The organism is Pseudomonas sp. 102515, assembly GCF_031085165.1.
GTDB lineage: Bacteria > Pseudomonadota > Gammaproteobacteria > Pseudomonadales > Pseudomonadaceae > Chryseomonas.
In genome coordinates, this window is sequence record NZ_JAVHTY010000025.1 from 1 (window position 1) to 232 (window position 232).

Below are 232 nucleotides of genomic sequence, written 5' to 3' on the forward strand. Positions count from 1 at the left end.
CAGCGACTAAACGCCCTATTAAGACTCGCTTTCGCTACGCCTCCCCTATTCGGTTAAGCTCGCCACTGAAAATAAGTCGCTGACCCATTATACAAAAGGTACGCAGTCACCCAACAAAGTGGGCTCCCACTGCTTGTACGCATACGGTTTCAGGTTCTATTTCACTCCCCTCTCCGGGGTTCTTTTCGCCTTTCCCTCACGGTACTGGTTCACTATCGGTCAGTCAGGAGTA

Annotated in this window: 1 rRNA gene; it reads right to left on the minus strand. The window is 50.9% G+C overall.

What is annotated here, in order from left to right:
- Positions 1-232, minus strand: a 23S ribosomal RNA gene (locus RCF34_RS23225); the annotation flags it as partial.